Consider the following 22,774-nt stretch of genomic DNA (forward strand, 5'->3'; position numbering starts at 1 on the left):
GCGCGCGGCGGTCTGGCACGATGAGGGGCGCATGAAGCACATCTCAATTCTGGGCTCAACGGGCAGCATCGGGCGGCAAACCCTTGATGTTGTGCGAAAGTACCCTGATCGATTTCGCGTGCGTGCCCTTGTCGCCGGCACCAACCGCGAACTTCTCGCTGAACAGGTAGATGAGTTTGCGCCCGAAATTGCAGTCCTCGCGTGCGGCACGCCTGGAAACGGTTTCACAACCGGTCGGGACGCGGTGATCCGTGCGGCCACCCTCCCGGAGGCGGAAGTCGTGGTCAACGCGCTTGTAGGCTCGTGTGGGCTTCTTCCGACACTGGCTGCGCTAGACGCAGGAAAAACGGTCGCGCTTGCCAACAAGGAGACTTTGATTGCCGGAGGGGATCTCGTGATGCGCAAGGTGCGCGAGCATCCCGAGCGTCTGCTTCCGGTCGACAGTGAGCACTCGGCGCTGTTTCAGTGTCTGGCCGGGCACCGACTAGCCGACGTGCGCCGGGTGATCATCACGGCTTCGGGTGGTCCGTTCCGGGGGCGATCGGCCGAAGACCTGGAACAAGTGACCATCGAGGAAGCGTTGCGTCATCCAACGTGGAGTATGGGACGCAAGATCACGATCGACTCCGCAACGCTGATGAACAAGGGCTTGGAAGCGATCGAAGCTCACCATCTGTTCGGCATCGGTATTGATGCCGTGGATACCGTGGTGCATCCAAGGTCGATCGTGCACGGCATCGTCGAGTTCTCCGACGGGAGCTGCTTGCTGCAGGCGTCGAGTGCAGACATGCGGCTGCCGATTCAGGTCGCGCTGTCGTGGCCGGAGCGATTGCCCGGCGGTGCCGAGCCGCTGGACTGGCAGCGCATCGGATCGCTGGAGTTCGAGCCGATCGATCACGAAGCATTCCCCAGCGTCGGACTGGCGTTTGCGGCCGCGCGCCGCGGGGGGACGTACCCGTGTGTGCTCAACGCCGCCAACGAGGAGGCAGTGAACGGTTTCTTGCGTGGCCGGATCCGCTTCCACCAGATTCCCGCGGTGGTGGAGGACGCGCTGGCCGCGCACGAAGGGATCCCCGAGATCACGCTTGAGAGCGTCCTTGAGGCAGAGGAGTGGGCGCGCGCACACGCGCGGCGCCGGATGGAGGCGATTGGGTGAGCGCAGTCGGAGTGATCATTTTCATCGGTGCGATCCTGGCATCGATAGGGTTGCACGAGTTCGGACATTTCATTGCCGCGAAGAGGTTCCGGATCAAAGTCGAGCAGTTCTTCATCGGATTCGGACCGCGCGTGTGGTCGGTGCGCCGCGGGGAGACCGAGTACGGGATCAAGGCGCTGCCGCTCGGCGGATACGTTCGCATCGCCGGCATGAACCCGTTTGAGGAGATCGCCCCGGAGGATCGGGACCGCGTTTTCAAGGCGCGCAAGCCCTGGCAGCGCGCGATCGTGCTTGGTGCGGGTTCGTTCACCCATTTCGTGCTCGCCGCAGCCATCATCACTGTGATCTTGTCGATGATCGGCGTTCCCGATTTCGATCGGCCGACGACGACGGTGGAGTCGGTTACGGCCACCGTCAATGGGGATCGATCCCCGGCGGCGCAGGCCGGCATCGTCCGCGGAGACACGATTGTGTCGGTCGCCGGCGCGCGCGTGCGGTCGTGGCAGCATGCCGTCGACCTGATCAAGGCCCGACCCGGCGAGATCACCGAGATCGTGTTCCTCCACGAAGGGCAGACGCGGCGTGCCGAGGTTCGCATCGCGGATCACAAGCCGGACGGCACCAAGGTGGGGTTCCTCGGAGTCGGCCCGCGGTTCGACGTTCTCAAGCGGTCCGTCTTCGGGGCAGCGGGGGAGTCGTTCGTCCAGATCGGCCGCGGTGCCTGGGCAAGTCTGCTGGCCATCAAGGACCTCTTCTCGCCGCATTCGCTGGGGCGGCTGTTCAAGGTGGTCACCGGTACCGAACAGCGGCTTCCCACCGACCCGGCCACGGTCGTGGGTATCGGTCAGCAGGCCGGAGGTCTGGCGCGCACCGGTGATTTCGCCGGTCTCTTCTATCTGATTGCCGGGTTCAACGTCTTCATCGGGGTGGCCAATCTGCTGCCGTTGCCGCCGTTGGACGGCGGGCATCTCGCAGTGCTTGCGTACGAGAAGATCCGCGGGCGCGACGTGGACATGCGACGCCTGCTTCCTGTGACGGCGGCGGTCATCAGTATTTTCGGCAGCCTGTTTCTGCTGTTGCTCTACCTGGACATCGTCAAGCCGCTGCCGGGGATCCCGGGATGACGGACATCGTCCGACGAACGACCCGACAGATCCAGGTCGGTGACGTTGCGATCGGAAGCGGTGCGCCGGTCAGCGTGCAGTCGATGTGCACGACGAAGACGGCCGACACGGATGCGACGTTGCAGCAGATCGCAGCGCTCGCGGCGGCGGGTTGCGACATCGTCCGGGTTGCGGTGCCGGACGCCGACGACGTTGCGGCGCTGCCGGCCATAGCGCGCGCCTCGACGATTCCGGTGATCGCCGATATCCATTTCCAGTGGAAGTACGCGATAGCGGCACTTGAGGCCGGGTGTCACGGGATTCGCATCAACCCCGGGAACATTCGCAAGCACGACAAGGTGGCGCTGATCGGTCGCGAGGCGGCGGCGCGCGGAGTCCCTATCCGTATCGGCGTCAACGCCGGTTCAATCGAGCCGGTGATCCTGGAGCGCCACGGAGGTCCGACGCCCGGCGCCATGGTCGAAAGCGCGCTTGCCGAAGCCGGGTTGCTCGAGGATGTCGGCTTCTGCGACATCAAGATCAGCGTGAAGCACAACGACCCCCTGGTGACCATCCAGGCCTATCGAGCGCTCGCGTCGGCGTGCGACTACCCGCTGCACCTCGGCGTCACGGAGGCGGGAACACCGACGAAGGGCGTTGTGAAGTCGGCGGTCGGTATCGGAACGCTGCTGGCCGAGGGGATCGGCGACACGATCCGGGTGTCGCTGACCGCAGACCCGGTTGAAGAAGTAAAGACCGGCATTGCCATCCTCGAGACGTTGCACTTGCGCGACCGCGGGTTTGACCTGGTTTCATGCCCGAGTTGTGGGCGAGCCGAGGTGGACGTCTTCGCACTTGCGACGGCGGTCGAGCAAAGGCTTGCGGGGATCGACGTACCGATACGCGTGGCGGTGATGGGATGCATCGTCAACGGTCCCGGTGAGGCTCGCGAGGCCGATGTCGGTGTCGCCGCCGGCAAGGGCAAGGGACAGATCTTCGTCGGCGGAGAAGTGGTTCGCACGGTCCCGGAGGAGGCGATCGTCGACGAGGTCGCAGTCGAGGTCGAGCGGCTGGCCGAGGGACTCCGCGCCGCGGGCGCGCGCGGAGTGCCGACGGTCGCCCGCATCGCCCGGCAATCCTCTCCTGGATCTCGTCTTTAGCGGACGCCTTGTTTTGCCCTGCGTTGCGCTTGCGGGGTACGGTCGCCCGTCGCGGGTCACATCGTGGTCGGCTCCGTTCTCGTGCGGCGTCGAATGGTTGGACGAATGTGCCGTCGAGTTCGTGAAGGGGGAGCGGTGAGCCGGTACGACGTTCGAGACAAGACGGTTGCGATCACCGGGGCGGGAAGGGGTCTCGGCGCCGCGCTTGCGCGCGTACTGCACGCGCGCGGCGCGAACCTCGCGCTCCTGGGGCGCGCGCCGGAGCCACCGGCGGCCGTTGCCGACATGATCGGGTCGCGCGCCGCGTGGTGGGAGGCCGACGTCACCGATTCGGGGTCCGTTGCGTCCTCCGTTGCCGCCGCGGCCGAGCATTTTGGCGGTATCGACGTGGTGGTTGCGAACGCCGGGATCAACAATTTCACTGCAGTCGCCGGGCGGGACGCAGATGCCTTCGAGCGCGTGATCGACGTGAATTTGCTGGGTTCCTGGCGCACGGTTCACGCGGCGGTGCCCTATGTTGCCGAGCGGCGTGGATACGTCCTGCTCATCTCGTCGCTGGCCGCTTGCATCCATGCTCCGCTTCAAGGCCACTACGCCGCGAGCAAGGCGGCGATCGCCGCGCTCGCAGACTCGTTGCGTATCGAGATGAAACCTGCCGGCGCGCGCGTCGGGGTCGCGTATCTGACCTTTGTGCGCACCGACATGATGACGCGGGACACGCTCGGCGATCCGGCGGGTCGGCTCGTTTGGGCGGGCAACAAGGGGCCCTTCGGGATGGTGACCCCCGAGGAGACGGTGGCCGCACTAGTGCGCGGGATCGAGCGGCGGTCGCGCAAGATCGTCGTGCCGCGCAGGATGCTGCCGGTTGTTCTGGCCTCAGGCGCGTTTCAGCCTGTGATCGAGCCGTTCTTCCGGCCTCGCCGGATTGCCGAGGCTATCCGGGCATCCGACTCGCGCCGCTGACGGGTCAGTCGCTGCGGCGCACCAAGATGCGCGCCGAGTCGCCGGTGTCCTGGGTCGAAAGGATTTCGTGCCCGAGCATTCGGCAGATCGCCGGGAGATCGGTGCGCGCGCTTGGATCGCGCACGACGACCTCGATCGTTTGTCCTGGTTCGAGGTCGGCGATTCGCTCTTTGAATTCGGAGGCGATGCCGTCCCCGCAGCCCCGGGTTCCAAAGTCGACGATTGAAGAGGGAAGATCGCTCATGCCGCCACTGTACGGCAGTCCCGCGCGCGCAGGCTACCGGTAGACTTGCACCCCATGGCGCTACCGAAGCAATCAGAGGATTTCCCGGCCTGGTACCAGGACGTCGTGAAGCAGGCCGGGATGGCCGAGCCGTCCCTGGCGCGCGGCACCATGGTCATCAAGCCGTACGGTTTCGCGATCTGGGAGCGGATCCAGCGCGCGGTCGACGATCGGATCAAGGCGACGGGGCACGAAAACCTGTATTTCCCGATGCTCATTCCGGCCGGCCTTCTTGAGAAGGAGGCGCGGCACGTCGAGGGTTTTGCCCCGGAAGTGGCTGTCGTCACGCATGCCGGCGGCGAGGCTCTCGAGGAGCCGCTCATCGTGCGGCCGACATCCGAGACGATCATCTGGGCGACGTACGCGAAGTGGGTTCAGAGCTACCGAGACTTGCCGCTGCTGTACAACCAGTGGTGCAACGTCGTGCGCTGGGAATTGCGGCCGCGTGTGTTTCTGCGCACGACCGAGTTCTTGTGGCAGGAGGGGCACACTGCGCACGAGACGGCGGCGGAGGCCGTCGCCGAGCAGCGCAGGATCCTCGACGAGGTCTATGTGGACGTCGCCGAGAACGTGCTGGCGATTCCGGTGCGACCCGGGCGCAAGACCGCCGCCGAGCGATTCGCCGGCGCCGAAGAGACATTCACCATCGAAGCCATGATGCGCGATCGCAAGGCGTTGCAGGCCGGGACGTCGCACTACCTGGGGCAGAACTTCGCAAAGGCCTACGGGGTGACGTTCCAAGATCGCTCCGGCGACCAGCAGTTCGCCTACGCCACGAGCTGGGGCGTGAGCACTCGGCTGGTCGGCGGCTTGATCATGGTGCACGGCGACGACAAGGGATTGCGCTTGCCGCCGGCGTTGGCGCCGCACGAGGTGGTAATCGTTCCGATTTACCGCAGCGACGACGAGCGCGCGCTGGTCGGCGAAGCGTTGGATCGCCTTCGTGCCGCGCTTGCCGGACGCCGCGTGAAAGTGGACGACCGCGACCAGGTTCGCCCGGGGTTCAAGTTCAACGAGTGGGAACTCAAGGGCGTACCTGTCCGTATCGAGATCGGCCCCAAGGACGTTGCCGCCGGCACCGTGACGCTCGCGCGCCGTGACACCGGGGAGAAGGAGACTGTCGCGCAGGCGCAGGTTCCCGCGCGCCTGGATGTGCTGCTCGAGGAGATCCAGAGGAACCTGTTCGTTCAGGCGCGGGACTTCCGCGATGCGCACACCTTCCGGCCCGCCGGCTTCGAGGAGTTCGAGGAGTTGCTGAAGGACCCGGGCGGATTCCTGGAGGCTCCGTGGTGCGGGGACGGTGCGTGCGAAGCTCGGATCAAGGCGAGGACGAAAGCGACGATCCGCTTCCTTCCTCTTGATGCGGTCGGGCCTGAGGGCCGTTGCATTCACTGCGGCAACGACGCAACCGAGCGCGCGACTTGGGCGCTGGCGTACTGAGGCGCGCGCCTCGACGGGGTACCATGACCTCGGCATGACCGTCGCACTCGCTGCAGTCTCCTACGCCGTCACTGCGGGCTTCGTCTGGCTGGGTCTGGCGACGTTCCGCGACTGGGTCGTGCGTCGGGATCGGCTGCACGCGGCGACTGCGACCGGGCTCGGGCTCCTCGGGCTGGTTTCTGTGCTTGGGCACGTGAGTGAGTTGTTTCCGGGCGCGCGCCCGTACGTCTCCACTCTTGCAGTTGTGGCCTTTCTAGGATCCGGCTACGCGTTGCTGCTGCTGCGCGACACGCTGATCCCGCTGCCCGGGAGAGTGAATCTGTGGGCTCCGGCGGTTCTATGCGTGGTGGCTGTGATCGTGGTGTTGTCCGCAACGCCGATCGTGTCCGTTCCGCGCTTGCGCGGGGTGAACTTTGCCGGAAGTCTGCTTGCCGTGCTCGCGTGGGTGGCGTGCGTAGCGGAACCCGCCGTGCGCTTCTGGCTGGCCGCGAGGAGATTGCCGTCGATGCAGCGGGCCCGCCTGCGGGCCTTGAGCACTTCGTACGCGGCGATCGCGGTGGTCTTGATGGTGTCGGTGGCTTCTCAGTACGAGGGCTCGTCTTCGCAAGTTCGACTCGCTACCGGACTTGTGGCGCTGACGCTGGTCCCTACTCTGTACCTCAGTCTGACGCCTCCGACAGCGATTCGTCGGCGCTGGCGCGCGCGCGAAGAGAGAGAACTTCAACGGTCCACATCCGAACTGTTGCTGTTCTCGGCCGATGAGGCCACGGTGGCTGAAGGCGGGCTCGCCTGGGCCCTGCGACTGGTTGGCGCCGACGCGGGCGTTGTCGTCGACCGCGGCGGACGCCTGCTGGCTTCGCGCCAGGGCTCCGAAGGAGAGGTCGACACCTTGCTCGGAGTCCTCAAACACGGTCCGGCTCGGAGGATCACACGCCTTCTTGGGGACCTTCATAACGCGGTCGTGGTTCCACTTCCCAGTGCGTCGGGAGAAGGGGCGATCGCGGTGCTGGCCGGTCCTTTCGCGCCGGTTTTCGCGGATGAGGATCTGGACGTTCTCTCTGCCTTTGCCGTGTCTTTGACCGCGGCGCTTGATCGTGTCCGCCTGTTGGACGACCTCCGCCGCCAGACGAGTCTGTACGAATCTCTGCTCGGCGCCGTCAGTGATGTGGGGGAGGGTTTCGTTATTGTCGAGGCGGGCCGCGTCCTTTACGCCAACGAAGCGTTTTGCCGGATGTCGGGGTACGCCGAGCAGGAGCTGATCGCGTTGCCTTCGGCGATGAACCTTGTGTCGCCGCCCTCACGCGAGGTCTTGGTGGACCGAATGGCGCGGCGCGCGCTCGGCGAGCCGGTCGTCAGCCACTACGACACGATCCTGTTGCGCAAAGACGGTCGTACCGTCGATCTTGAAGTGGCGATACAGAGCTTGCGGGACGGCCCGGGCGAGCCGCGTCAGGTAGTGATCGCGCGCGACGTGACCGAACGCAAGAACGCCGAGGCGGAGTTGCGTCAATCCGAGGAACGGTGGCGCATTCTTGCCGAGAACGTGCCCGACCTCATCGTCTTGTGCGACTCCGACGGCAGGATCGAGTTCGTGAATCGTGTCGCGGGGACCGCCGGTGGTGGAGTCCCCCTGCGCAACGTGATCGATCTCGCCGCCGACGAGCACCGGGAGGAGTTGCGGTCCGCGTTGAGGACCGTCTTCGATGAAGGTCGAGCGATCTCGTTCGAGGTCATGGGTGCGGGACAGGACCACCCTTGGTTCGCGGGGCGAATGACTCCGATCCGGAGGGACGGGACGGTCGTGGGTGCGACGGTGATTGCGCGGGAGGTCACCCAGACGAAACAGATTGAGCATGCTCTGCGGGAATCGCGTGCGAAGTTCTCCGAAGCCTACGAGCGCGAGCGCGCGGCGGCCGAGCACTTGCGCGCGCTCGACGAGATGAAGAACTCCTTCTTGGCCGCGGTCTCTCATGAGTTGCGGACCCCTCTGACGTCGGTGCTCGGCTTCGCGGTCACGTTGGAGCGGGGCAGCGACCGGCTCTCGGCCGACGATCGAGCCGAGATCATCCAGCGGCTGCGCGTGAACGCGGAGAAACTGCACCGCCTCTTGGGGGATCTGCTGGACCTCGATCGCCTCCACCGGGGGATCTTGGAGCCGACCCTGCGACCGACCGATCTCGCGGGTTTGGTCCGGCTGGTGGTGGAGGAGGCGTCCGCATGGACCGACGGAGTCATCTCCACAGACCTTGTCACGGTAGTCGCAGACGTTGACGCGGCGAAGATCGAGCGGATTGCCGAGAACCTGCTGTCCAACGCGATCAGGCACTCTCCGCCGGGAACGCCTGTGTGGGTTCGGCTCTGCGAACAGGACGGGGGGGCGCTCCTGGCAGTCGACGACGCGGGTCCTGGAGTGCCGTCTGAGTTGCGTCAAGCGGTCTTCGAGCCGTTTCAGCAGGGTCCCGAGGTCGCTTCTCACTCTCCGGGGGTGGGGATCGGCCTCTCGCTGGTCGCTCAGTTCGCCCGTCTGCACTGCGGGCGCGTGTGGGTCCAGGAACGGCCGGGGGGTGGGTCTTCCTTCCGCGTCTGGCTGCCGTTGCGCCACTCGCAGCGGCCTTTCGGCGACGTGCCGCCAGGCTCTCAGGGCTAAGTCGGGCTCGTTTCCCACTCCCCCCGGGAGCCCCGATGCTATAATCCTGCGCAACGAGGTCGGACTTGGCGAAGTGGGCGCAGGGCCCACTTCTTTTTTCGGCCGATGACAGGCGCGTCTCAGGAGGGGGGAATGAAGGACCTCGAGGAGCGCGTGCGTTCGCTGGCGGAGCCGCTGTTGGCTCGCCGCGGCGCGGATCTGGTCGAGGTGCAAGTTCGCAGAGGGCGGACTCAACTTGTGCGCGTGGTCGCGGACCGGAGCGGCGGGATCGACATCGACACTTGTGCGCGCGTGAGCGGGGAATTGAGTCGGATGCTCGACGTTGAGGACCTGATTCCGGGGCGGTACACCCTGGAGGTCACGTCGCCGGGACTCGACCGCCCTCTCCGGACGTCGGAGGATTTCGCCAAGAATCGTGGGCGCAAGGTACGGATCGTGCTTGCGATGGCGCAGCACGAGGGAGTGGTTGAGGACGTTGGGGCCGAGTCGGTGACAGTCAGGACGGACCGAGGCGCTGTCGAGGTTGCCCTGGCGGAGGTCGTGAAGGCCACACTGGTTCTTCCCTGGTAGTCGAGAGCTGAAAGAGAAGCCAATGGATATCGTCGAAGTACTGGAAGCCATGCGGACGCTGGAGCGGGAGAAGAACATCCCGTTCGAGTCCTTGCTGGATGGTCTGCAGGAGGCCTTGGCTGCCGCCTACCGGCGGTCGCTCGCGCTTTCCGAGGATCGGGGGATACGCGTCGAGATCGAGCCGCTGAGCGGTGAGATCCGCGTGTTTGAGCACGATCTCGACGAAGAGGGAAGTCCGGTCATCGGCGAGACCGGCAACTACGAGGGCGAGGTCGCAGTCGGCGCCCGACCGTTTGGACGCATCGAGGCGCAGACGGCCAAGCAGGTAGTGCTGCAGAAGATCCGTGAAGCGGAGCGGGAGCAGACCTACGTCGAATACGCGGCTCACGAAGGCGACATCGTGACCGGAATCGTTCAGCAGTCCGACGCCCGGTACACGCTGCTTGACCTGGGCAAGGTCGAGGCGCTCATGCCGCAGGCCGAGCAGATTCCCCACGAGCGCTACGACCACGGGAGCAGGCTTCGTGCCTACGTCGTCGAAGTGCGCCGCAGTCCGCGAGGCCCTTCCATCATCGTCAGCCGCACTCACCCGGGGCTCGTGCGGCAGCTCTTTTCGATGGAAGTGCCCGAGATCGCGGATGGGATCGTCGAGGTCAAGGCGATTGCTCGGGAGGCGGGATACCGAACCAAGATCGCAGTGTGGTCCAACGAGCCGGGCGTGGACCCGGTCGGCGCCTGCGTCGGGGCCAAGGGGTCACGCGTGAGGATGGTCGTCAACGAGTTGCGGGGGGAGAAACTCGACATCGTCCCGTTCAGCGAGGACCAAGCGGCCTTCGTGGCGGCGTCGCTATCCCCTGCAAAGGTCAAGGAAGTCCGGATCAACGAGCGCGAGAAGACTGCGCTGGTGGTCGTGCCCGACTATCAACTCTCACTCGCGATCGGCAAGGAAGGCCAGAACGCCCGTCTCGCCGCGAGGCTGACCGGCTGGCGAGTGGACATCAAGAGCGAGTCTCAGTTGGCGCAGGAACAGGCTCGGCGACAGGCGGCCGTCGATCAATCGGAGGCGGCGCGCGCGCCGGAGGTTGTCGCTGAGGTCCAAGGGGAGAGCGCCGGACCGGAGCCGGCGAGCGAAGGGCAGTAATATGGAGGCTCGCCGCCGCCGGCGCGAGCCTTTGCGCACGTGCGTCGGATGTCGGCGTGTTCGCCCCAAGTCCGAGATGACTCGACTGGTTGCTCGCGACGGGTCGATAGTGGAGGATCCGGAGGGCCGTGCGCCGGGTAGGGGTGCGTATGTGTGCCCGGGCGCGGAGTGCCGCGACCGAGCGCGCGGGAGACTCGTACGGGCTCTTCGTGCGCGGGAAACCGCGGACGAAGGCGCGAGGGAAGAGAAGAAGTTGTCGGCCGAGGAGTGACATGCCCAAGCGCGTTTACGAGCTGGCGAAAGAGCTGAAGTTGTCGAGCCGCGAAGTGATTGCGGCCCTGGCGGGGCTCGGTGTCGTCGCGAAGAGCCACTCCTCGACGGTCGAGGCGGACGTGGTTGCGAAGTTGGTCGAGGGGGCGGAGAAGGGAACGCTGAAGCAACTTGCGGCCACTGCGGTGGTTGTTCGCCCTCAGCGCCCAAAGCGACCGTCTCATCCTCCGGCTGAGCGAACTGCGGAACGCCCGTCGGCCGAGCGGACGGCGACCGGACCGACACCGGCGACGCGTGCGACCGCCGCGAAGAAGCGTCCGGATGTTGCCGTCGAATCCACCGCGAAGTCCGAACCGACCGCGGTGCCGGCCGCCGTCGAATCCCCAGCCGCCGAACTCGCCGCGCCGGATGCGCAGGCTCCGGTGGCGGACAAGATCCTGTCGATTCACCGCGGCATCACGGTGTCGGAACTCGCTTCGATGATTGGGGTGTCGCCCACCGAGATCATCAAGAAGCTCTTCCTGCTGGGGGAGGCCTACACGGTTGCGCAGTCGCTCAGCGACGATGCCGCCGAACTGATGTGCTCGGAGCACGGATTCACGGCGAAGATCGTGTCGCCACTAGAGCAGGTTGAGGCTGAGGATTCATCCGAAGACGAAGATGTATCGATGCTTGTGCCTCGTCCTCCGGTCATTACCGTGATGGGGCACGTCGACCACGGCAAGACGCTGCTGCTCGACCGCATCCGCAAGACCGACGTCGTCGCACAAGAGCACGGTGGAATCACACAGCACATCGGTGCGTACCAGGTGCACAAGAACGACCGCGCCATCACGTTTATCGACACACCCGGACACGAGGCCTTTACGCAGATGCGCGCGCGAGGGGCCAAGGCGACCGACATCGCGGTCCTGGTCGTGGCTGCGGACGACGGCGTCAAGCCGCAAACGGTTGAAGCCCTGGCGCACGCGCGCGCTGCCGAGGTGCCGATCGTCGTGGCAGTCAACAAGATCGACAAGCCCGAGGCTGATCCCGGCCGCGTGCGTCAGCAGTTGACCGAGCACGGCCTGGTGCCCGAGGAGTGGGGCGGCGACACCCCCTTTGTGGACGTCAGCGCAAAGAGCGGAGACAAGATCGAGGATCTTCTCGACGTGTTGCTGCTCGTGGCTGACATCGCAGAACTGAAGGCCAACCCCGATGCCCCCCCGCGCGGCGTTGTGATCGAGGCGCATTTGGACAAGGGACGCGGACCGGTTGCGACCGTGCTGGTGCAGCGCGGGACCTTGCAAGCGGGTGATGTGATCGTGTGCGGTGCGTCTTGGGCGCGAGTTCGGGCGATGCTCGACGATGGCGGAACGCCGGTGAAGGAAGCCGGCCCGGGAACCCCGATCCAGGTCTTGGGATTCAGCACCGTTCCGCAGGCCGGCGACGACTTCCGTTCTGCCGACAGCGAGCGAGCCGCCCGCCAGATCGCCCAGGATCGGGAAACCAAGCGACGGGCTGCCGAGCATGTGGCCGGTCGTCGGCGCGTGACTCTGGAGGATCTCTACGCCGAGGCGCGCGATGGCGAGGCGCTCGAGTTGACGGTCGTCCTCAAGGCGGACGTGCAAGGTTCGCTGGAGGCGGTTACCGACGCACTCGAGAAACTGCAGGTCGAAGACGCCTCGGTTCGCGTTCTGCATAGGGCAGTCGGCGCGATCAGCGAGAACGACATCACGCTGGCGGAGGCGTCGGGAGCCGTTGTCCTCGGCTTCAACGTTCGCCCGGACCCCAAGGCTCGGGCATTGGCCGAACAGGGCGGCGTGGACATCAAGACCTACCAGATCATCTACAAGCTGGTGGAGGAGGTTGAGGCGGCGCTCAAGGGCATGTTGCGCCCGATCTTCGCCGAGGAAGTCATGGGCCGGGCTCAGGTTCGCGAGACCTTCAAGGTCCCCAAGGTTGGGATCATCGCGGGCAGCTACGTCGAAGAAGGGGTCATCAAGCGCGGGGCGAAGGTTCGGTTGCTCCGCGAGGGTGTGATCCTCGCCGACACGACGGTATCGAGTTTGCGTCGCTTCAAGGAAGATGTCCGAGAGGTTGCCGGCGGTTACGAGTGCGGAATCGGCATGGACAACTACCAAGACATCAAAGAAGGCGACGTGTTCGAGTCCTACGAGGTGCGAGAGGTTCCTCGCTAACGTTGACCGGCCATGTTCGTCGGCTTCGCGCGTTTCGACCTTCGGCTAGCCGGGTGCGATTCGCTCAAGGAAAAACGCTCCGTGCTGCGACGTCTTCAGGCGGGATTGTCGAGGAACTTCGCCTGTGCGGTGGCAGAGGTCGAGTATCAGGATCTCCGACAGCGGGCCGCAGTCGGCGTTTCGGTCGTCTCTGGGACGCACTTCCAGGCCCGCAAGATCTTGGCGGAGATCGGCCGACGCGTTCAGGCCGAGCCGGAGGTTGAAATCATCGAGACTTTCATCGACGTGATCCGGCCGGAGGACCGATGACGGCACCGAGGAGCTATCCGCGGGCGGAGCGGGTTCGCGCCGCGATCAAGCAGGTCCTCGCCGTTGAGGTGGAGCGACTACGGGATCCGGGACTCGGGTTCGTCACCATCACCGACGTGACCTTGACGCCCGATCTGCACCTCGCTCGGGCCTACTACACCGTGCTGGGTGAGCCGGAGGTTCTTGCGGCCACTCGCGACGCGCTGGCGCGCGCGTCCGGACATCTTCGGGCGTCCGTCGCGCAGCAGGTCCGGATGCGTTATGTCCCGGCGATAGAATTCATCGAGGATCCGGTTCCGGAGCGCGCCTCGCGAGTGGATATCATCCTTGCGGAGCTTCATCGAGACCAGGAGGACTGACGCCGCGTGACGATCGCGCCGGAAGTGTGGACTGCGACCTTGGCGGCCTTGGACGGGGCGCCGAGGGTGGCGCTGTCATGCCACGAAGGTCCCGACGGCGACGCACTGGGGTCGATGTTGGCTCTCGGCCTGGCGCTTCGAGCGCGCGGCGTCGAGGTTGTTGCGTCGTGGAGCGAGCCGTTCATCTTGCCGCGCCACTACGCGTTTCTCCCGGGACTCGACATGGCTGTTGCACCGTCGCAGTTTCCGGCGGAGCCCGACCTCGCGATAGCGTTCGACGCGGGGTCGTTCAATCGATTCGGATCGCTTGAACCAAACCTGCGGGCGGCTCGGAAGTTGGTCGTCGTCGATCATCATGCGTCGAGTGATCATTGCGGGCACGTCAACGTCATAGACGCCGACACCGCCGCAAGCGCGGTGTTGGTGTACGAGTTGATCCAACGCCTCGGCGTCGAGATCGACCGCGACATCGCGACCTGTCTGTACACGGGAGTCGTGACCGACACCGGTCGATTCCAGTACCGCAACACGACTCCCGATCTCCACCGTATGGTCGCCGACTTGCTGGGGCGAGGAGTAGAGCACGATGCGGTGTCCCGGGCGATCTACGAGACTCATCCTGTTGGGTACCTGAAGCTCGCCGGGGTGGCGCTGGACCGGTTGTCCGTGCGCGGCGACGCGGGACTGGTGTGGACGTGGGTCACGCTGCGCGATCTTGAGGATCATGGGATTCAGATCGAGGACATTGAGGCGCTGATCGACCTCGTTCGCAGCGTGGACGTCGCGGACGTCGCCGTTCTGATGAAGGAACAATCCGACGGACGGTACAAGGTGTCGATGCGGTCCAAGGGCGAATCCAATGTGGGCGCAGTGTGCGAGTCTTTCGGAGGCGGCGGACACCCACTCGCCGCCGGCTTCACCAGCCCCAACGGCGATCGCGCGTCCACCATCGACCGAATCGTCGCCGCCTTGTCGCGGTGAACGGCTTCCTGGTTGTCGACAAGCCGTCGGGCATGACTTCGCACGACGTCGTTGCGCGCGTTCGGCGGGCGCTCGGCGTTCGTCGTGTCGGCCACGCCGGTACGCTCGATCCCCAGGCGACCGGGATCCTCGTGGTGGGCGTCGGACGCGCGACACGTCTGCTTCGGTTTCTGGAGGCCACGTGGAAGGAATACCGCGCCGAGGTCGTCTTCGGAGTGGTGACCACCACGCTCGACTCCGAAGGTGAAGTCGTCAAGCAGTCGGACTCCTCTGGGCTGGATGCGGCCCTGGTTGGTGAGGCGCTGGGAGCGTTCCGCGGAGAGGTCGAACAGATCCCCCCGATGGTGAGTGCCGTGAAGGTGGGGGGAGAGCGTCTTTACCGGAAGGCGCGACGCGGCGAGGAAGTGGATCGGCCTGCGCGCCGCGTAGTCATTGACCGGCTTGAGTTGGAGTCATTCACCCCAGGGAGCAGAGCGCGCGCCGTGCTGTACGTCCGTTGCTCGAAGGGGACCTACGTCCGTTCGCTCGCTGCGGATCTGGGGGCGGCCCTTGGGCCGGGCGCCTCGCTTGCTGCGTTGCGTCGAACACGCGTGGGTTCGTTCGGCCTGGAGGATGCCGTCGAGCTTGGTGCGGTCGACGCTGGGCGGTTGCGTCCGATGGAGGAAGCGGTCGCGGAGTATCCTCGTCGAACTCTCGAATCTGCCGAGGCGACGGCGTTGCTCCACGGGCGTCCGGTTGCTGCGGCGGGCGTGGATGGTCCGTGGGCCGCGTGGGGACCTGCGGGGCTCTTGGCAATGATGCAGGATCGGGGATCGGAAGCGCGTTCGCTGTGTGTGGTGGCGGAGCAATGAAGGTCTTTCGCGGCATCGACGGAATTCCGCCGGGCTTCGGTCCGAGCGCGGTCACCATCGGCGTCTTCGACGGGGTTCACCGCGGGCATCAGGCATTGATGCGCTCTGTCCTGGACAAGGCGCGTTCGTTTGGAGTTGCGCCGGTCGTCGTGACCTTTGATCGCCATCCCCTGGAGGTCATAGCCCCGGGGCGCGCGCCCGCGCTGATCACCACGCTCGACCAGCGCGCGCGCTTGATGTCCGAGATCGGCATCCAGGCAGTCGTCGCGCTCGAGTTCGACGAGGCTTTTCGAGCACTGTCTCCCGACGAGTTCGTGAGGACGGTGCTGGTTGAGAAGTTGTCCTGCGTGCACTGCGTAGTGGGCGCAAACTTCCGATTCGGGCATCAACAGTCGGGCAACATCGAGACGCTCGCGGACTTGGGCGCGCGTTACGGGTTCGACGTGTCGATCTTCGCGATGCAGATGGGTGGTGAGAAAGAGGTGGTGTCGTCGAGTCTCATCCGTCGCCACATTTCCGAGGGGCGGGTTGAGCGCGTCGCCGAGGAGTTGGATCGACCGTTTCGGCTGGAGGGCTACGTCGAGCACGGAGCGAGCCGAGGTCACGGCCTGGGCTTTCCGACGGCGAACCTGCTGGTTCACCCTCGTTTGATCCTGCCGCGCTTGGGTGTGTACGCCGGGTGGATGCACTGGCGCGACGTCAGGTACCCCGTGGTCGTCAATGTTGGGATGAACCCGACGTTCGGTGATCGCGACACGCCGGTGGTGGAGGCGCATGTGATTGGGTTCGATTTGGACTTGTACGGGCAGAATGTCGAGATCGAGTTCCTTCACCGACTGCGCGACGAACGCAAGTTCGAGCACGTCGACGAACTTGTCCGCCAGATGCGTGCCGATGTCGAGCGCGCGCGGGAACTGTTGCGATCAGACTGACGGGATCAGTCGTCGGGGGCTTCTACGGAGTCGTCGGGCTCCTCTCCATCCTCGGTGGGCGATTCGCTCTCATCGGGTGTCGGCGAGTTGCTTTCTTCCTTGTCGGAGGTGTGCTCCGTCTCGTCGGTTTCCGTCTTTGGGCGTTCGGTTGACTCGTCGTCCGGCTTAGTGCCGTCGTCGGATGAATCCTCGGTGCCCTCGTCTTTGACGACCGTTTGTGTGGTCGGGTTGTGCGAACGAACGGCTGGGGTGGACGGTGACGGGGAGGCGACAGCCGGCATTGTCGGCGCCGGTCTTGCTTTCGAGTAGTGGCCGATGGTCGCGAAGACGCCAACCGGAGCAAGGACGATCGCGGCGGCGATCAGCGTGACGATCCCCCTGCGGAGGTGGTGCGGCGTCGAGTGCTGCGCCGCCAGCATGGCCCGCTCGAAGGCGCCGTCGCGGTCGGGTGGTGGGGGCACCTCGCCCGCTTGGTGAATTGCTCGAATGAGTTCGTCGTCGTTCATCGATTCTCACCTTCGTCCATCATCTCACGCAGCCGTGCGAGGGCGCGATGCTGCGCGACTCGGACCGCCCCCGGCGTCTTGCCGACTCGCAGTGCCGTCTGTGCGGCGTCGAGGTCTTCCATGAAGCGCAACTCGAGGATCTCGCGTTCGGCCCAGGGCATGCGGGCGAGGGCTGCGCGCATGTCGATGGCCCCTTCGAGACTCGGGGCTGGAGCGGACTCGGTCTCGAACTGCTTGCATGCCTCACCCACGCGCGCACTGCGCGCCTGCCCGCGCAACTCGTCGGCGATCCTGCGTCGCGCGATGGTGTAGAGCCAGGCTTCGAAAGGAACTCCCGTCCAGCGGAATCGGCGAATGCCTGGGAAGAGCGCGACGAAGGTCTCAGCGGCGACGTCTTGCGCGAGGACCGGATCCCCAAGCCGACGCGCGGCGAACCGGTATACCTCATCGTGGAACCGATCGAAGATCATGGCGAAGGCCTCTTTGTCTCCCGCTTGAGCGCGCGTTACAAGATCGCGCGTGCTTACCTCTCTCATCGTTGGATCACCCTCGGACGTTACGGCGTGTCCGGGGATCAGGGGTAGCCCGCGCGCAGGGGTCATGTCAGTGAGTTCGTCATGTTGGGCGGAATCCTCAAGCACTCCAGAACTTCGCGGCGTTGGGGCAAACGCGGGGGAAGCGCGCGCCGGGCGCGCGCGCTTCCCGGGGAGGGCGGGTGGCGTCAGTCTTCGACCTCCGGGGCGTCCTCAGGGTCCGAGTCGTCGTTGGTCTCGGACAGGTCGCCGTTCTCGTCGTCCGGAGCTTCGGTCTCTTCGATGTCGTCGCTTTCCTCCGAGGTCTCGGCAGCGTCCTCAGAGTCGTCATCCGCGTCGGGCAGGTCCGCTTCTTCTTGGTCGGTTGCGTCATCTTCGGACGCGGAGTCATCACTCGCGACCTCGGAGTCGATGGGCTGTGGGTCGGTGGGTGCGGGAGAGGTGTCCGAGGCGGCCGTGGAGATTGACGAGTCGCTCGCGGCAGCCGTCGGATCCGGCGACGTGACGCCGGGGCTCGGCGCCGGGGCGTCGGAGGGCGCAACTGCGCCGACCAGGGAGCGAAGCCCGATTCCTCCCCCGAAGGCCAGAACGGCCATGAATCCCCAGGTGAAGACCTTTTGGGGGAGAATGTTTCGCTTGTGCATGATGCTCCTTCCCTTCGCTGGTCGTTTGCCGCTTTATCGGGCCTGAGCGTCCCCGCGTTACATCCCGAGCCCGCGAATCTTGTTTGTTCGGAGAACTTCGGCGCTCTTTGCCCTGCTCCCGGGCCTCTGGTAGCCTGCGAGACCTACATGGCCCTTTCCACGCAAGACAAGCAACCAATCATCCAGGACTTCCGCAAGAGCGAGAGCGACACGGGCTCGTCGGAGGTTCAGATCGCGCTACTGACGCGACGGATCAACGACCTTAACCAGCATCTCAAGGCACAGCGCAAGGACCATCATTCGCGCCGGGGCCTGCTGATGATGGTGGGTCGTCGCAAGCGCCTGCTCGGGTACATCAAGCAGCAGGACATCGCGAAGTACCGAGTTCTCACTGAGAAACTCGGGATCCGGCGGTAGTCTTCGAGGGGGCGGGAAACCGCCCTCTCGGTGTATGCGCGAAAGGGGGAACGGACAGATCCCATTTCCCAGCCCGGCTGGAACGGCGAGGGAAGTCAGTTCTCGGTTGTGGGCGGCAAGCGCCGCGGCTCTTGAAGCTCTCAACCGGCAACTGACTCCGAAACCAAACCGCTCCAGGCCGGGCAGCAGGGTGCCTCGCACGAGGTGCCCGAGTGAACCTCAGGAGGTTCGTCTGCCATGGCAATAACTCATCCGTTCACGCTTGAGCGTGACATCGACGGCAAGGTATTTCGGCTGGAGGCCGGCCGTTTCGCAGGTCTTGCGGACGGCGCCGTCCTCATCACCCTCGGGGAGACCCAGGTGCTTTGCACCGTGGTCGCCTCCAAGGCCCCCAAGGAGCACCTCGACTTCTTCCCGTTGACCGTCGACGTCGAAGAGCGCATGTACGCAGCCGGGAAGATCCCCGGCGGATTCTTCCGCCGCGAAGGTCGGCCGTCGGAGACCGCGATTCTCACCGCGCGCCTCATCGACCGTCCGCTGCGCCCGTCGTTCCCTAAGGGATTCCGCAACGAAGTCCACGTGATCGCCACGGTTTTGTCGGTTGACCACGTGAACCCATTCGACGTTGTCGCCATCACGGGCGCTTCAACCGCCGTAATGCTGGGCGGCATGCCTTTCGAAGGCCCCGTCGCCGGATTGCGGTTGGGCTTCAGTTCGGGGCGCTGGATTCCCTTCCCCTCGTTCCAAGAGATCGAGGAGTGCACCTTCGACCTCGTGGTCGCCGGCGGATCCAGTGCCGACGGTGACGTACGCATCATCATGGTCGAGGCCGAGGCGACCGAGCGCGCTTGGAACCTGATCAAGGCCGGACACTCCGCGCCGACCGAGGATGTCGTTGCTGCCGGGCTTGAGGAAGCTAAGCGTTACATCCGCGAGCTGTGCGAGATGCAGAGTGAATTCGCCGCCCTTGCCGCGAAGCCGACGCGTGAGTTCCCGACGTTCCCGGATTACGGCGAGGACGTCGCCGAGCGAGTGCGCGTGATCGCCGAAGCGGATCTTGGAGTCGCGCTGACCATCGCGGACAAGGCCGAGCGTGAAGGTCGCCTGGACGAGATCAAGGCCAAGGTTGTTGAGGAACTCACCGCCGACGAGGCCCTCGCGGAGCGCGCCAAGGAATTCAGCCCCGCAGTCCGGTCGCTGACGAAGAAGCTTGTCCGTCGCAGGATCGTCTCCGACGGGGTGCGAATGGACGGGCGAACCGTCGACCAGATTCGGACGTTGACCGCGGACGTGAATCTGTTGCCGCGCGCACACGGAACCGGCCTGTTCCAGCGGGGTGACACTCAGGTGTTGTCGATCGCGACGCTCGGGATGATGCGGATGACGCAGATGATCGACACCCTCGATCCCGAGGACGAGAAGCGGTACATGCACCACTACAACTTCCCACCCTTCTCGACCGGCGAGACCGGCTTCATGCGCGGTCCTCGTCGCCGTGAGATCGGCCACGGCGCGCTCGCCGAACGGGCACTGCTGCCGGTCGTGCCGCCCGAGGAGGAGTTCCCGTACGCGATCCGAATCGTCTCGGAAGTGCTCGGGTCGAACGGCTCGAGTTCCATGGCGAGCGTGTGCGGTTCGACGCTGGCGCTGATGGACGCAGGAGTCCCCATCTACGACTTGGTCGGCGGGATTGCGATGGGTCTCATCTACGAGGATGGGGAATACGTCACGCTGACCGACATCCTTGGATCTGAAGACGCCTTCGGCGACATGGACTTCAAGGTTGCCGGCACCAAGGACTTCGTCACCGCGTTGCAGTTGGACACGAAGCTCAGCGGCATCCCGGCCGAGGTCCTCGGGCGCGCGCTCGGGAAGGCTCGTACCGCGCGGATGCAGGTCCTTGAGGTGCTTAGCGGCGCGCTCGCGGCGCCGCGTTCCGAACTGTCCGAGTACGCACCGAAGATCATCACGGTGCAGATCCCGATCGACAAGATCGGTGAGGTCATCGGCCCGAAGGGCAAGAAGATCAACGAGATCCAGGCTGAAACCGGTGCCGAGATCGACATCCAAGACGACGGCCGTATCTTCATCGCGTCCAAGGGCGGCGACGGTGGCGAGCGCGCGCGCGCCATGATCGAGTCGATCGCCAACCCGGTGATGCCGGAGGCGGGTCTTCGGTTCGACGGGAAGATCCTCGGAGTGCGTGAGGGACTTGGTCTCTTCGTGGGCGTGCCGGGATCCTCCAAGGACGGTCTCGTGCACATCTCGAAGCTTGGGTTCGGCAAGCGCATCGAGCGGATCGAAGGCGTCTACAACATCGGCGACTCGATCCAGGTCGAGGTGCAGAAGGTGGACATCGCGCTCGGCAAGATCAGCTTGTCGCCGATCAACCCGGAAAACGGCGAGCGTTACGACGGTCCGGAGCGCAAGCCCCGCGAGGGTGGCGACTCGGACCACGATCGTGACCGCAGCCGTCGGCCTCGTGGCCCGAGGCGCGAGCACTAGGAATCACACGGCGTCGATGACGTTTGAGCGAACGGTTCTTCCGTCGGGCGTTCGCGTCGTCACGCAGCCGGTTGCCGGACAGCGTACGGCGTCGATCGGAGTCTGGAGTCCGGTGGGGTCGCGGGGCGAGCCCGCGCCCCTCGCCGGGGTCGGGCATTTCCTCGAGCATCTGGTGTTCAAGGGGACGTCGCGACGTTCGGCTCTGGCGATAGCTCAGCAGTTCGACGCCGTCGGCGGCGATCTCAATGCCTTCACCGGCCGAGATCACACGTGCTTCTATGCACGCGTGCTCGGTGAAGATGCGTCGGAGGCCATCGACACGATTGCCGACATGGTGCGCAATGCGACGTTGGCGAACGACGACGTCGAGGCGGAGCGCGGCGTGGTGTTGGAGGAGATCTCGCTGCACGAGGACACGCCCGACGATCTTGTCTTCGACTTGTTCTCCGAGGCGCTGTGGCCGGAGCATGGGCTTGGGCGACGGGTGGAAGGGTACGCCGAGACGGTGGCGGCGATGACCAGGGACGATCTGCTCTCGACATACCGCTCGCAGTACGGCGAGATCGTTGTTGCCGCGGCAGGGAACGTCGAACACGCACGAGTTGTTGATTGGTGCGAGGATGCCTTTGGCGCCGGGCAGGCTTGGTCCGGACCGACGGGCGACGTCGCCTCGGCCGTCGGCGCGCTGACTGTTCGTCGTCGCGACGTCGAGCAGGCGCACATCGTGTACGGGGTCCCCGGAATCCCACGCAATGACGCGCGCCGGTGGGCGCTGGCTGTGCTGAATGTCGCACTCGGCGGCGGGATGTCGTCGAGGCTATTTCAGGAGATTCGCGAGCGGCAGGGCTTGGCTTACGCCGTTTCGTCGGATCATCAGGGATTCGCCGAGACGGGGCTCTTTACGATCTACGCGGGTTGTTCGCCGAACAACGTCGGGGAGGTCCTTCGAAGGGCGCGGGCGATCGTTGATGAGGTCGCTTCAGAGGGGATCCACGAGTCCGAACTCGAACGCGCCGTTGGGCACTTGCGAGGGTCGATCCTGATGTCGCTGGATGAGCCCGGTGCGTTGATGAGCCACCTCGGCAGGGGTGAACTGCTTTACGGGGAAGTGCTTTCAGGGGCCGACCTGATCGCTCGGCTGACGGCAGTGACGCTCGAGGACGTGCGGGAGGTCGCAGGCGCGCTGTTCTGCGTTCCGTGGTCGTTGGCGGTCCTTGGCCCCAAGATCGACGATGATGGCATGCGGCGGTTCTTGGAGGGGGCAGCATGATTCGGGTTGGTGTGGTGGGCGCTCTCGGCAAGATGGGGCGTGAGGTTTGTCGTGCGCTGGGACAGGATCCCGAAACGGTTCTTGTCGCTGCTGTGGATATCGCGGCAAGCGGTGAGACCGTGCAGATCGGCGGCGACGGCCCGATGCGGGTTTCGGACGAGATCGACCTCCTCAGCCAAGCCGACGCGCATGTGGTTGTCGATTTCACTCACCCGGATGCGGTCATGGACGATATCCGTTGGTGCGTTCGGCACGCGGTCGACATCGTTGTGGGTACGACGGGGTTGTCGGAAGGCGACTTCCAGACGATTCGGCACATGATCGAGGAGGAGGGCAGTGAATCCAACGTGTTCGTTGCTCCAAATTTCGCGATCGGCGCCGTGCTGATGATGCAGTTTGCCGCGCGCGCCTCTCGGTTCCTTCCCAGCATCGAGATCATTGAGATACACCACGACCGAAAGGCGGATGCGCCTTCGGGGACCGCGCTGCGCACCGCGCAGGAGATCGCCGCCGCGCGCGGTCCGGCCCCGGTGCCGCCGGTGCGTTCTTCGGAG

At 65.2% G+C, this 22,774-nt stretch carries 23 protein-coding genes; 19 read left to right on the plus strand and 4 right to left on the minus strand.

The genetic code is table 11. From position 1 onward, the window contains the following. The first annotated feature begins 31 nt into the window (after positions 1-31). The 4 genes from dxr to WDA27_12020 all read left to right on the plus strand — a co-directional run bounded on the left by dxr (position 32) and on the right by WDA27_12020 (position 4,382). Positions 32-1,156, plus strand: coding sequence for a 1-deoxy-D-xylulose-5-phosphate reductoisomerase (gene dxr, locus WDA27_12005; GenBank protein ID MFA5891654.1), 1,125 nt, complete (start codon positions 32-34; stop codon positions 1,154-1,156). Beyond that, positions 1,153-2,280 (plus strand): M50 family metallopeptidase, encoded by a 1,128-nt coding sequence (locus tag WDA27_12010; protein ID MFA5891655.1) that lies wholly within the window; start codon positions 1,153-1,155, stop codon positions 2,278-2,280. Before dxr ends, WDA27_12010 begins: the two co-directional genes overlap by 4 nt. Then, positions 2,277-3,419, plus strand: coding sequence for a flavodoxin-dependent (E)-4-hydroxy-3-methylbut-2-enyl-diphosphate synthase (gene ispG / locus WDA27_12015; GenBank protein ID MFA5891656.1), 1,143 nt, complete (start codon positions 2,277-2,279; stop codon positions 3,417-3,419). Before WDA27_12010 ends, ispG begins: the two co-directional genes overlap by 4 nt. 135 nt (positions 3,420-3,554) lie before the next feature. Further along, on the plus strand, positions 3,555-4,382 hold the full coding sequence (locus tag WDA27_12020; protein ID MFA5891657.1) for an SDR family NAD(P)-dependent oxidoreductase: 828 nt from the start codon (positions 3,555-3,557) through the stop codon (positions 4,380-4,382). Between the two features lie 4 nt (positions 4,383-4,386). Here WDA27_12020 and WDA27_12025 read toward each other — a convergent pair whose 3' ends face one another. After that, entirely contained in the window at positions 4,387-4,626 is a 240-nt protein-coding gene (locus WDA27_12025; GenBank protein MFA5891658.1) for a sulfurtransferase TusA family protein, read from the minus strand. 54 nt (positions 4,627-4,680) lie between these two features. Here WDA27_12025 and proS point away from each other — a divergent pair, with 54 nt between their 5' ends. From proS to WDA27_12080, 11 genes are all read left to right on the plus strand, one after another. Then, positions 4,681-6,105, plus strand: a complete 1,425-nt coding sequence (gene proS / locus WDA27_12030; protein ID MFA5891659.1) for a proline--tRNA ligase — start codon at positions 4,681-4,683, stop codon at positions 6,103-6,105. 34 nt (positions 6,106-6,139) lie between these two features. Next, a complete protein-coding gene (locus tag WDA27_12035) occupies positions 6,140-8,752 on the plus strand; it encodes a PAS domain-containing sensor histidine kinase (GenBank protein ID MFA5891660.1) in 2,613 nt (870 codons plus the stop codon). A gap of 132 nt (positions 8,753-8,884) precedes the next feature. Beyond that, entirely contained in the window at positions 8,885-9,322 is a 438-nt protein-coding gene (gene rimP / locus WDA27_12040; protein MFA5891661.1) for a ribosome maturation factor RimP, read from the plus strand. A gap of 22 nt (positions 9,323-9,344) precedes the next feature. Continuing rightward, complete coding sequence (gene nusA, locus WDA27_12045) at positions 9,345-10,463, plus strand: transcription termination factor NusA (GenBank protein ID MFA5891662.1); 1,119 nt, start codon at positions 9,345-9,347, stop codon at positions 10,461-10,463. Position 10,464: 1 nt separating this feature from the next. Continuing rightward, positions 10,465-10,734: a YlxR family protein gene (locus tag WDA27_12050; GenBank protein ID MFA5891663.1), complete on the plus strand. Its 270-nt coding sequence runs from the start codon at positions 10,465-10,467 to the stop codon at positions 10,732-10,734. A 1-nt stretch (position 10,735) separates the two neighbouring features. Continuing rightward, positions 10,736-12,913: a translation initiation factor IF-2 gene (gene infB, locus WDA27_12055; GenBank protein MFA5891664.1), complete on the plus strand. Its 2,178-nt coding sequence runs from the start codon at positions 10,736-10,738 to the stop codon at positions 12,911-12,913. Positions 12,914-12,925: 12 nt separating this feature from the next. Continuing rightward, positions 12,926-13,222 (plus strand): DUF503 domain-containing protein, encoded by a 297-nt coding sequence (locus WDA27_12060; protein MFA5891665.1) that lies wholly within the window; start codon positions 12,926-12,928, stop codon positions 13,220-13,222. Then, positions 13,219-13,581: a 30S ribosome-binding factor RbfA gene (gene rbfA, locus WDA27_12065; protein ID MFA5891666.1), complete on the plus strand. Its 363-nt coding sequence runs from the start codon at positions 13,219-13,221 to the stop codon at positions 13,579-13,581. Before WDA27_12060 ends, rbfA begins: the two co-directional genes overlap by 4 nt. Positions 13,582-13,587: 6 nt before the next feature. Next, positions 13,588-14,562, plus strand: a complete 975-nt coding sequence (locus WDA27_12070; GenBank protein MFA5891667.1) for a bifunctional oligoribonuclease/PAP phosphatase NrnA — start codon at positions 13,588-13,590, stop codon at positions 14,560-14,562. A 32-nt stretch (positions 14,563-14,594) separates the two neighbouring features. Further along, positions 14,595-15,413 (plus strand): tRNA pseudouridine(55) synthase TruB, encoded by an 819-nt coding sequence (truB, locus tag WDA27_12075; GenBank protein ID MFA5891668.1) that lies wholly within the window; start codon positions 14,595-14,597, stop codon positions 15,411-15,413. Next, the gene (locus tag WDA27_12080; GenBank protein MFA5891669.1) at positions 15,410-16,345 is read left to right on the plus strand and encodes a bifunctional riboflavin kinase/FAD synthetase; all 936 of its coding nucleotides are present in this window, start codon (positions 15,410-15,412) and stop codon (positions 16,343-16,345) included. Before truB ends, WDA27_12080 begins: the two co-directional genes overlap by 4 nt. Before the next feature lie 5 nt (positions 16,346-16,350). Here WDA27_12080 and WDA27_12085 read toward each other — a convergent pair whose 3' ends face one another. The 3 genes from WDA27_12085 to WDA27_12095 form a co-directional block, all read right to left on the minus strand. Next, a complete protein-coding gene (locus WDA27_12085; protein ID MFA5891670.1) occupies positions 16,351-16,851 on the minus strand; it encodes a hypothetical protein in 501 nt (166 codons plus the stop codon). Beyond that, a complete protein-coding gene (locus WDA27_12090; GenBank protein ID MFA5891671.1) occupies positions 16,848-17,387 on the minus strand; it encodes a sigma-70 family RNA polymerase sigma factor in 540 nt (179 codons plus the stop codon). The genes WDA27_12085 and WDA27_12090 overlap by 4 nt, the downstream gene beginning before the upstream one ends. A 185-nt stretch (positions 17,388-17,572) precedes the next feature. Next, positions 17,573-18,028, minus strand: a complete 456-nt coding sequence (locus WDA27_12095) for a hypothetical protein (GenBank protein MFA5891672.1) — start codon at positions 18,026-18,028, stop codon at positions 17,573-17,575. Positions 18,029-18,175: 147 nt separating this feature from the next. Between WDA27_12095 and rpsO the strand changes: the two genes are divergently transcribed. The 4 genes from rpsO to dapB all read left to right on the plus strand — a co-directional run. Then, positions 18,176-18,445, plus strand: a complete 270-nt coding sequence (gene rpsO, locus WDA27_12100; GenBank protein ID MFA5891673.1) for a 30S ribosomal protein S15 — start codon at positions 18,176-18,178, stop codon at positions 18,443-18,445. A 237-nt stretch (positions 18,446-18,682) separates the two neighbouring features. After that, positions 18,683-20,950, plus strand: a complete 2,268-nt coding sequence (locus WDA27_12105; protein MFA5891674.1) for a polyribonucleotide nucleotidyltransferase — start codon at positions 18,683-18,685, stop codon at positions 20,948-20,950. Between the two features lie 16 nt (positions 20,951-20,966). Continuing rightward, complete coding sequence (locus WDA27_12110; GenBank protein ID MFA5891675.1) at positions 20,967-22,220, plus strand: pitrilysin family protein; 1,254 nt, start codon at positions 20,967-20,969, stop codon at positions 22,218-22,220. After that, the coding region (gene dapB / locus WDA27_12115; protein MFA5891676.1) for a 4-hydroxy-tetrahydrodipicolinate reductase at positions 22,217-22,774 on the plus strand (558 nt) is incomplete at its 3' end. The genes WDA27_12110 and dapB, both read left to right, overlap by 4 nt.

The organism is Actinomycetota bacterium (assembly GCA_041658565.1).
Lineage (GTDB): Bacteria > Actinomycetota > AC-67 > AC-67 > AC-67 > JBAZZY01.